Raw genomic sequence first — 9,291 nt, 5'->3', positions numbered from 1 at the left:
GGCTGAGCGTCCGACTCAAACTCACTCTGAGCTACGCCGGGTTCCTCATGGTTACGGGTGTCCTTCTGCTCGCGGTCGTGTGGGTATTCCTCCTGCGCTACGTGCCCGACGATCAGATCACGGGGCCCGGTCCGCTCGTGCCCAACCGCGGCGACCTCGTGCGCGCCTTCGTCCCGCCTGCGGCCTGGACCCTGTTCTTTCTGCTGCTGTTCGGTCTGCTCGGCGGGTGGATACTCGCCGGCCGCATGCTCGCTCCGCTGACACGAATCACGGATGCCACGCGCAGGGCGGCGAACGGATCACTGGCGCATCGGATCGAGTTGGAAGGTCGCAACGACGAGTTCCGCGAACTCGCGGACATCTTCGACGCGATGCTCGCACGGCTCGAAGCGCACGTCGCCGAACAGGAGCGATTCGCCGCCAACGCGTCCCATGAACTCCGTACCCCGCTGGCAATCACCCAGACGCTGCTCGAAGTCGCTCGAAACGATCCGGCGAGCGTTACCGGCGACCTCATCGAACGTCTCCACGCCGTCAACACCCGAGCCATCGACCTCACCGAGGCGCTGCTGCTCCTCAGTCGCACTGACCAGCGCGCCTTTACCCGAGAACACATCGACCTGTCGCTCATCGCCGAAGAAGCCGTCGAAACACTGCTCTCCCTCGCGGAGAAGCGAGGCGTCACGATCGAGACGTCCGGGGACGTCGCTGTTGCCACTGGCTCGCACGCGCTGCTGCTGCAGATGACCACGAACCTCCTGCACAACGCCATCGTGCACAACTTGCCGGAACACGGCACCGTGCAGTTGAGTACCACCACCGGCCCCGACGTCGTCGTGCTCACCGTTGAGAACACCGGCGAGAAGCTCAGGCCGGAACTGGTCTCAACACTCACCGAACCGTTCCAGCGCGGCACCGAACGGATACACAGCGACCATGCGGGCGTCGGCCTCGGTCTGGCGATCGTTAAGAGCATCACCCAAGCCCACGACGGGACGCTCACCATCGTGCCGCGCCCCGACGGCGGACTACGCGCCACGGCACACTTGCCGGCCGCTCCGCTGCACAATCGCAGATGACACGAGTGTGACAGCGCTGAGCTGTCGGGGCCAATCCTTGACGTCCGCGGCGTCTCGATCGAGTGGACTTCGAGACCACTGATGGTCTTCCGCTGCTGATTCCGAGCGCCGACATTAAGGCCGGAGCTCAGGGGTGCAGCTCGCCTGCCAGGGCCGGTGAACTGGTCGAGCGAATCTGACCCACCCGCCGGTTGATATTGCCGACATATCGAAATCCTCATACGGGCTGGGAACATCCCGCCGTCTTGACTGGTGGCATGTCCCACAGCGAAACCAGCAGGAACAGCAGCCGAAGCGCCGGCCCCCTCGCCATCCTCGACCGTCAGCCTGTTCCGCGTGTCGGCATTACCGTCTACGGCTGCGAGCAGGATGAGGCGGATGCGTTCAATGAACTGTCACTGCGTCTCGGGGTCACCACGACGATCACGGCCGCTGTGCTCACGGAAGTTGGCGCCATTGCCGGGCCGGGAGACCGATGCATCAGTGTGGGACACAAATCCGAGATTTCCCGGTCAACGCTTCGTGCGCTGAAGGCAGCTGGCGTTGAGCACATCTCCACTCGCAGCATCGGCTTCGACCACATCGACCTGCACGCCGCCGACGAATTCGGTATCACCATCGAGAACGTCGTATACGCGCCGGACGGGGTCGCCGACTACACCCTGATGCTGATGTTGATCGTGATCCGCAACGCGAAGGAAACCATCCTCGCGGCGGAACGAAACGATTTTCGGTTGGGCCACATCCGAGGCCGAGAACTACGCGACATGACGGTCGGCGTAGTCGGGGACGGCCATATCGGTAGTGCCGTCATCGAGCGGCTGCGGGGTTTCGGTTGCCGCGTGCTGGCACACGGCAACCGCCCGAGCGCTGCACCACCGGCGAACCGCACTTCGCTCGACAAGTTGCTGCGCGAAAGCGACCTGATCACGCTTCACCTGCCGCTGAATGCGGACACGCACCACTTCATTGGGCGCGAGGAGACCGAAATGATGAAGCCCGGCGCGTTCCTTATCAACACTGGACGCGGGGCGCTCGTGGACACCGACGCGCTGATTACAGCCTTGGAGCGCGGAACATTGGCCGGCGCGGGGCTGGACGTCCTCGAGGGCGAGGAAGGGCACTTCTACTTCGACTGTGCAGAGCGGGCGGCCGATCATCCATTCCTGCCCAGGCTGCAGGCACTACCCAACGTCGTGATCACGCCGCACACCGCCTACTACACCGAGCGGGCGCTGTACGACACCGTCGAGATGACCCTCATGAACTGCCTGAATTACGAAAGGGGCCGGTCAAATGACTAAGCCAAGAATCGCGATCCTGTTCGGGGGCGCATCCGAAGAACACGCCGTATCGGTCAAGTCTGCGATGGAGGTCGCCGCGGGCATCGACACCCAAAAGTACGAGCCGATCTACATCGGCATCACCCGATCCGGTGTCTGGCAAATCTGCGAGCGGCCGAGCCCGGACTGGGAGGCCGGTGACTGCCGCCGAGCGGTGATCTCACCGGACACGAAGACACACGGCCTACTGGTCGTGGACGACCAAGCCGTCCGTCTCGATGCGGTCTTCCCGGTCCTGCACGGCAAATCGGGTGAAGACGGTGCGGTGCAGGGCCTGCTCGAACTTTCCGGTATCCCCTATGTGGGCTGCGACATTCAAAGCTCGGCCATCTGCATGGACAAGTCGCTGGCGCACACCGTCGCCAGAAGCGCGGGAATCGACACCCCTGAATTCATTGTCCTGAACCGCGCCGGCACTGCAGCGCCAGACCAACTCGCCTACCCCGTCTTCGTGAAGCCGGCGCGTTCAGGCTCGTCGTTCGGCGTGAGAAAGGTCGATAACCCCGACGACCTTGACGCCGCCATCGCGACCGCGCGCCAATACGACAACAAGGTACTGCTCGAGCAGGCAATCTCGGGCATCGAGGTCGGCTGCGCGGTGCTCGGCAACGGTTCTGAGCTGATCGTCGGAGAAGTGGATCAGATCCAGCTCCGGCACGGCATCTTCCGTATCCATCAGGAAGCCGAGCCCGAAAAGGGCTCCGAAAACTCGACCATCACTGTTCCCGCGGATCTACCGGTCGAGACGCGTGCACAGATCCAGGAAACGGCCAAGTCCATCTATGCGGTACTCGGCTGCACGGGTCTTGCCCGCGTGGACATGTTCCTGCAAGAGGACGGACGTATCGTGCTCAACGAAGTGAACACCATGCCCGGATTCACTTCGTACAGCCGCTACCCGCGCATGATGGCCGCGGCCGGCATTAGCTTCTCCGACTTGATCGACCGCTGCATCACGCTGGCGATGGGGCGGTGAGCATGATGGAACGCGGGTTCGTCTTTCTGGACGAAGTGCTGGACGGTGTCCGGTGGGACGCCAAGTACGCGACCTGGGACAACTTCACCGGACTGCCCGTCGATGGATATGAAGTCAACCGCGTAGTGGGCTCAATTGCCCTGGCGGAGGCGCTTCGAACGGCGAAGACCCGGGCAGCCGCGCTCGGCTTCGGCTTGCTGATCTGGGACGCCTACCGTCCCCAACGCGCGGTCAATCGCTTCATGCAATGGTCGGAACAACCAGACGACGGGCGCACAAAACAGAGGTTCTACCCCAACATCGACCGGGCGGCGATGTTCACCAATGGGTACGTCGCACCGGAATCCGGCCACAGCCGAGGAAGCGCCATTGACCTGACGCTCTACAGGCTGGACACCGGGGAGCTCGCATCCATGGGCGGAGGTCACGACCTCATGGATCAGCGTTCGCATCACGGGGCACAAGGAGTTGCGGAGACTGACGCGGAAAATCGCCGGATTCTGTGTTCCGTCATGGAAGACAGCGGGTTCGACCCGTATACCCACGAATGGTGGCATTACGTTCTCCGCGACGAACCCTACCCCAACAGCTATTTCGACTTTCCCATTGCGTCGTAACCAAAACGACTGAACCGAGGAGTTCCATGAACCCGCTTCTTCCCCGACGTTTGGCGTCCGTCACCGCCATCGGCGCCGCACTGCTCTTGGCCGGTTGCTCCAGCACCCCATCACCCACCGCCGTCGCTCCCGTCACGGGGACCACGCAGTCGGCTGCCGCTCCGGGCACACCCGGCGAATCGAAGGAACAGCACCGATGAAGCACCGCCGCGGCGCCCGTACCGCTGTCGCCCTGACAGCGCTCGCGCTCACCGTCGCATTGACGGCGTGTGCCGCTGGACCGGAACTGGTCGAGACCCTCCTGCCCGGGGCGAGCGCAGCCGGGCTCACCGACGCGGACGGCCATATTCCCACAGGCGACGCACTCACACTGGACAGCGACAAGCCCGCGGTCACCAAGCTGGCCCCGGAGCTGCTCGCCGCGCTCCGGTCCGCCAACACGGCGGCAGAGGACGAGCGCGGAATCTCGATCACGATCGTCGACGGCTGGCGGTCGGAGCGCTACCAGGACTTCCTCTTCGAGCAGGCCGTTCAGAAGTACGGCAGCGAGGGGGAAGGCGCGAAATGGGCGAAGCGGGGCACCGATTCCGCTCACGTCTCGGGTCACGCCGTGGACCTTGAGATGGCTGATGCGATGGACTTCCTCAATCGCTTCGGCTCGCGATGGGGTCTCTGCCAGGTCTACTCGAACGAGATCTGGCATTTCGAGTTGCTCACCACCGCGGGCGGCACATGCCCGCCGATGAAGGCAGACGGCCGCGGCTGAACTCGGGACCGTATCGTCGACTGAGCGCTGCCACCGCAAGTGGGGTGATTCCGCAACGTCTTGGCAGCCAGCGCGTCTACCGCCTCGGCGATGTCACGCTGCGGTTGCGGAAGGCTGGCGATATAGACAAAGACCGGTTCGTCTCCGATAGCCGCCTTCGCAGGGCTTGCCCTCCCGGTCATGGCCGCCGGCAACGACGTGTAGACGTCACCTTCTGCCGCCCCGGTTGAAACGTTCGCGGTCCGCACGTCACTCGTGTCGTTCTCGCTATGCTCATTTCTTATCTCTCCTCGCACCGGCCTGAAGACATTGGTACGCGAGCCACCATTTCGGTCAAATTCAATCGTGCCGAACAGCGTTGTCCTCTCTCTGCTCGATTAAGAGCACTTCGACGCCCCTACTTCTGACGGGCGATCGAAACGAATCACGTGGTCGCCGCCGCGAGACCCCGTTCGGCGTAGACGCTTTGCAGTGACGCAAAGGCCTGAAAATCAACTGGGATGGGGTGTCCTGAGAGCGCCGCCTCGAGACGGTCGAAGCCGTAGTGGCCGCCGACGACGTCGCCGCGCTCGATAGCCTGGTCCGGTTCGGGCGTAAAGTACGTGGCACGCAAGAGCGTCCCCTCATCCGTCGGGTCGAGTTCATACCGCATCCACGAGCCGGGGCTCGTGTGCGTGTGTTCGAGAAGCGTCGGTGGCGTGATGCGCAGGAAGCGGAACTCGAGTTCCGGGCCGTCGGGCCAGTCGAAAGTCATCGATCCGCCTTCGCGGAGGTCGACGGTGACGTCGGTCGCGACCGGCGGCCACCAATCGGCCAGCCGCTCCGGCTCAGTGAGCGCCGCCCACACGTCCCCGATTGGGTAGGGAAGTCGCCGTTCGAAACGAACGAGGCCCCCCATCGCGGTGCGCTCGAGGGTAGCCAGTTCGGTGATCATCAGTTCTCCTTCTTGTGGATTTCGGGGGAAGTGCGTTCCAAGTGCCGTTCAAGTGCGTCCAGACGGCCTGACCACTCCGCGCGGTAAGGCTCGAGCCAGGCGTCGAGATCCTGCAGCGGCTCGGCCCGAAGGCGGTAAAGCCGGCGCTGTGCATCACGGCGAACGGAGACGAGACCAGCGTCGCGCAGCACCTTCAGATGCCGCGAAATCCCGGGTTGGTTCATGCCGATGTGCGCGACGAGGTCGCCGACGGAGCATTCACCGTCGCGCACGGTATCGAGGATGCGTCGCCGCGTCGGTTCCGCAATTGCCTCAAGCACCAATGTCGCGTGCGGTTGGGCCATCACTGACGCCGCGCGAGGAACTCGAGCACGCGTCGCGTGAGGAGTTTCGTCGCGGCGGCGTCGTAGCTCGGCAAGCAGGGGTCCGCGAAATAGTGCTGGTCGCCCGGATAGAGGAACAGCTCGGCGGCGTCGGCTGACTCGACGAGTTCACGGGCGGCCTCCACATCGCCCTCCTTCATGAAGATCGGGTCGGCATCCATCCCGTGGATCTGCACCGGAACACCGGCAGGCCACCCGCCGAACTCCGCGACGGGGACGCAGGAGTAGAAGAACAGCGCGCCTTTCGTGCCGGTACGGGTCTGGGCGAGCTTCTGCGCGAGCATGACCCCGAGCGAGAAGCCTGCGTAGACGAGCTCGTTGGTCAGCGCACGCGCGGCGTGCTCGCCGCGTGCGATGATCTCATCCCAACCGACCTCGTCGGCGTATGCGACACCGGCCTCGATCGAGTCGAAGGTGCGCCCCTCGAATAGACCGGGCGTGTGCACGGTGTGGCCCGCTTGACGTAGCTCGTTCGCGAAGAGGTGCAAACCCTCCGTGAGGCCGAGCGCGTGATGGAAGAGCAGTACTTCGGCCATCATGACTCCTTCGTCCTCGTCGATCGGCGACGTCGATCGATCTCTCGTTCGAATGCATCATAGGTGACTACTTTGACACGTGACAACCTTGGCACCTATATTGAGCCCTATGGACGACGACGAACTGGTATTCAAAGCGTTGGCCGACTCGACGAGGCGGCTGCTACTGGATCGGCTGTTCGTCCGCGATGGGCAGAGTCTTGCGGAACTGATGCGCGACATCGAACTCACCCGGTTCGGTGTGATGCGACATCTCGGTGTGCTTGAGGGGGCCGGACTCATCACGACCAAAAAATCCGGACGGTGGAAGCTGCACTACCTGAACCCCGTGCCCATCCGGCTCATCCACGACCGCTGGATCGACAAGTACACGGCCGAGCGCGTCGGAGCGCTGACCGAACTGAAAGAGGCATTGGAGCATGGAAATGAATGACGACACTCCTGTTGTGCCGCGATTGCGCGACGAAGACCTGGCGGCATCACGCCGCCGCGCTACGACTCAGATATACGAAATCGAGATCGCCGTCTCGCCCGAGCGCATTTGGGAGGCAATCACCGATCCCGATTGGACAGCCCGATACGGTTACGGCGGACGTGCTGTGGTCGAGCCGCGGGTCGGAGGTCGCTACTTCGTTGAAAAACCGCCGCACCTTCGCGTTGTTGCCGGAGACGGCACGGTTCCCGCGCCCGACATCATCATCGAGGGTGTCGTTATTGCCTACGATCCGCCCTCGCTGCTTGCGACGAGAATGCGCTTCTTGGTTGATCCGGAATCCGCCGATGAGCCTGCCACCGAAGTGCGATATGCGATCAAGCGCTTGGGGGATGGCCGCTCCCGCTTGACCGTAACGCACGATCTCCTCGGAGCTCCTCATATGGCCGCAGTGGTGAGCGGGGACTTCGAACGCCTCGGTGCGGGCGGAGGCCATCCGTACATGCTGCGCGACTTGAAGAGTCTTCTCGAGACTGGGCGGACCCTGCGGGAGAAAATCGGAAGCGGCGATGTCGACCTCTGAAACGCGGCCCGTCGCGAACGGCGTCGCCCCACCGGCCGATCCACGCCGGTGGAAGGCCCTCGGAGTACTGGCGGTCATGCAATTCCTTCTCGTTCTCGACCTCACCGTTGTCAACATTGCTCTTCCTCGCATCGGCACTGACCTCGACCTCAGCCCCGCAAACCTCGTTTGGGTCGTCGACGCATATGCGCTCACCGCAGGAGGGCTACTGCTGCTCGGCGGACGCATCGCCGACCTCGCGGGCCGACGCAGGATGTTCTTTACGGGAGTCATCGTCTTCGCCGCGGGCTCCGCCCTCGCGGGCCTCGCGCCAACTGGGTGGATCCTCGTCACCGGCCGGGTCATCCAAGGGATCGGCGATGCGATCGCCGCACCCGCCGCACTCGCGCTCATCGTCGTACTCTTCCCCGAGACACCGGAACGAGCAAAGGCGATCGGCGTCTGGGGTGCACTCGCAGGGATCGGTGGCGTGACCGGCACCGTAATCTCCGGGGTGCTCACCGACGTAGCGAGTTGGCGCTATGTCTTCCTCATCGCCCTTCCCGTAGTGCTCCTGGTTCTCGTGCTTGGACCTCGCCTCTTGAGGGAAAGCCGAATGGCGCACGCCGCTCGACCCGAGTTCTCCGGGATGTTCGCCGGAACTCTCGGACTTGCCGCCGTCATCTACGGGCTGCTGAGGGCATCAGAGAATTCTTGGACTGCCCTTGACGTCGTTGTCCCGCTCATCGTGGGAGTAGCGCTGCTTGCGCTGATGTTCCTCATCGAGGCTCGAAGCAGCCGACCCTTGATCCCGCCCGCCTTTTTCGCCAACAGGACCCGGCTGACCGCCAATGCGGTGACGCTCGTGAATGCGGCCGCCTTCGGCTCGTTCCTGTTCATCCTGAGCCTGTACGTGCAGAGCATCCTGCACTATACGCCGCTGACCGCGGGGCTCGCCTACCTGCCGATCGGTATCGCAATCGGTGCGGGTCTCGCCCTCGGCTCGACCATGATTCCTCGCGTGGGCCTCCGCACGGTGCTTGCTGGAGGTTGCATTCTCACCGCCCTCGGGCTGGGGTTGACTGTCGCCCTCCTGTCGCCGGACGCAAACTACTGGTGGCAGATTGCACCCAGCATGGTGGTCGTTGGCCTCGGCCAGGGTGTTCTCCTGCCCTCAATGACGACCACGGCACTGTCCGGCGTCGGCGAACAAGATGCTGGGCTCGCATCGGGGATCCAAGCCACCATGACCCACGCCGGCGGGGCTCTTGGCCTCGCAATATTCGTGAGTATCGCCGTGCGATACGCATCCGATGTCGGAGCGACGAGCACGGCCGCGCCAGAAGCAGAACTCGCGGGCTTCGGCCTCGCCCTCGGTATCGCTTCCCTCAGCATGGCCCTAGCGGGCGTCGCCGCTGCAGTTTTGGTCGGCAAACCCGCGGCGCAACCCACCCCAGACACAGGAGCTCACACGACATGAGTCCGAGAAGAGTCGTCGTTTACGAGCTGATGTCCCTCGACGGCCCGGGTTGGCGCGCTGCCGATCCACGTGTGGGAGGCCGCATCCGACACGGAGCGTACGAGCGTCGGGGTAGCCGTCGTGCAGCACGCACCGGGCGTGCGGGCCGATGTGGCCCGCACGCCCGGTGCGTGAACAGGGTG

Annotated in this window: 11 protein-coding genes; 8 read left to right on the top strand and 3 right to left on the bottom strand. The window is 63.8% G+C overall.

Annotation, left to right across the window (positions count from 1 at the left end):
* Nucleotides 1–2 precede the first annotated feature (2 nt).
* The 5 genes from AC1C2R_RS14800 (at nt 3) to AC1C2R_RS14780 (ending at nt 4,781) form a co-directional block, all read left to right on the top strand.
* The gene (locus AC1C2R_RS14800) at nt 3–1,079 is read left to right on the top strand and encodes a sensor histidine kinase (protein WP_495354433.1); all 1,077 of its coding nucleotides are present in this window, start codon (nt 3–5) and stop codon (nt 1,077–1,079) included.
* Between the two features lie 257 nt (nt 1,080–1,336).
* Complete coding sequence (locus AC1C2R_RS14795) at nt 1,337–2,383, top strand: NAD(P)-dependent oxidoreductase (RefSeq protein WP_495380463.1); 1,047 nt, start codon at nt 1,337–1,339, stop codon at nt 2,381–2,383.
* Nucleotides 2,376–3,398, top strand: a complete 1,023-nt coding sequence (gene vanA / locus AC1C2R_RS14790) for a D-alanine--(R)-lactate ligase (protein ID WP_495380462.1) — start codon at nt 2,376–2,378, stop codon at nt 3,396–3,398. Before AC1C2R_RS14795 ends, vanA begins: the two co-directional genes overlap by 8 nt.
* A gap of 5 nt (nt 3,399–3,403) precedes the next feature.
* On the top strand, nt 3,404–4,015 hold the full coding sequence (gene vanX / locus AC1C2R_RS14785) for a D-Ala-D-Ala dipeptidase VanX (RefSeq protein WP_495381100.1): 612 nt from the start codon (nt 3,404–3,406) through the stop codon (nt 4,013–4,015).
* A 196-nt stretch (nt 4,016–4,211) separates the two neighbouring features.
* Nucleotides 4,212–4,781 (top strand): D-alanyl-D-alanine carboxypeptidase family protein, encoded by a 570-nt coding sequence (locus tag AC1C2R_RS14780; protein ID WP_495380461.1) that lies wholly within the window; start codon nt 4,212–4,214, stop codon nt 4,779–4,781.
* A 424-nt stretch (nt 4,782–5,205) separates the two neighbouring features.
* On the opposite strand, the gene AC1C2R_RS14775 is transcribed toward AC1C2R_RS14780, so the two are convergent.
* Genes AC1C2R_RS14775 through AC1C2R_RS14765 form a run of 3 tightly spaced genes read right to left on the bottom strand, consistent with a single transcriptional unit; the run spans nt 5,206 to nt 6,634 of the window.
* On the bottom strand, nt 5,206–5,715 hold the full coding sequence (locus AC1C2R_RS14775) for an SRPBCC family protein (protein WP_495380460.1): 510 nt from the start codon (nt 5,713–5,715) through the stop codon (nt 5,206–5,208).
* Nucleotides 5,715–6,059, bottom strand: coding sequence for an ArsR/SmtB family transcription factor (locus AC1C2R_RS14770; protein WP_495380459.1), 345 nt, complete (start codon nt 6,057–6,059; stop codon nt 5,715–5,717). The genes AC1C2R_RS14775 and AC1C2R_RS14770 overlap by 1 nt, the downstream gene beginning before the upstream one ends.
* On the bottom strand, nt 6,059–6,634 hold the full coding sequence (locus AC1C2R_RS14765; protein ID WP_495380458.1) for a dienelactone hydrolase family protein: 576 nt from the start codon (nt 6,632–6,634) through the stop codon (nt 6,059–6,061). The genes AC1C2R_RS14770 and AC1C2R_RS14765 overlap by 1 nt, the downstream gene beginning before the upstream one ends.
* Before the next feature lie 109 nt (nt 6,635–6,743).
* On the opposite strand from AC1C2R_RS14765, the gene AC1C2R_RS14760 reads away from it, so the two are divergent.
* From AC1C2R_RS14760 to AC1C2R_RS14750, 3 genes are read left to right on the top strand one after another with little or no spacing between them, the layout of a single operon-like run.
* Nucleotides 6,744–7,067 carry an ArsR/SmtB family transcription factor gene (locus AC1C2R_RS14760; protein WP_495380457.1) on the top strand — a complete coding sequence of 108 codons (324 nt, stop codon included), beginning with the start codon at nt 6,744–6,746 and terminating at the stop codon, nt 7,065–7,067.
* Nucleotides 7,060–7,650: an SRPBCC domain-containing protein gene (locus tag AC1C2R_RS14755; RefSeq protein WP_495380456.1), complete on the top strand. Its 591-nt coding sequence runs from the start codon at nt 7,060–7,062 to the stop codon at nt 7,648–7,650. The genes AC1C2R_RS14760 and AC1C2R_RS14755 overlap by 8 nt, the downstream gene beginning before the upstream one ends.
* Nucleotides 7,637–9,109 (top strand): MFS transporter, encoded by a 1,473-nt coding sequence (locus AC1C2R_RS14750; RefSeq protein ID WP_495380455.1) that lies wholly within the window; start codon nt 7,637–7,639, stop codon nt 9,107–9,109. The genes AC1C2R_RS14755 and AC1C2R_RS14750 overlap by 14 nt, the downstream gene beginning before the upstream one ends.
* Nucleotides 9,110–9,291: the final 182 nt, after the last annotated feature.

It is taken from the genome of Agromyces sp. Y182 (assembly GCF_059445385.1).
The sequence above is the reverse complement of the archived record's forward strand: the minus strand, read 5'-3'. Positions and strand labels throughout refer to the sequence as shown.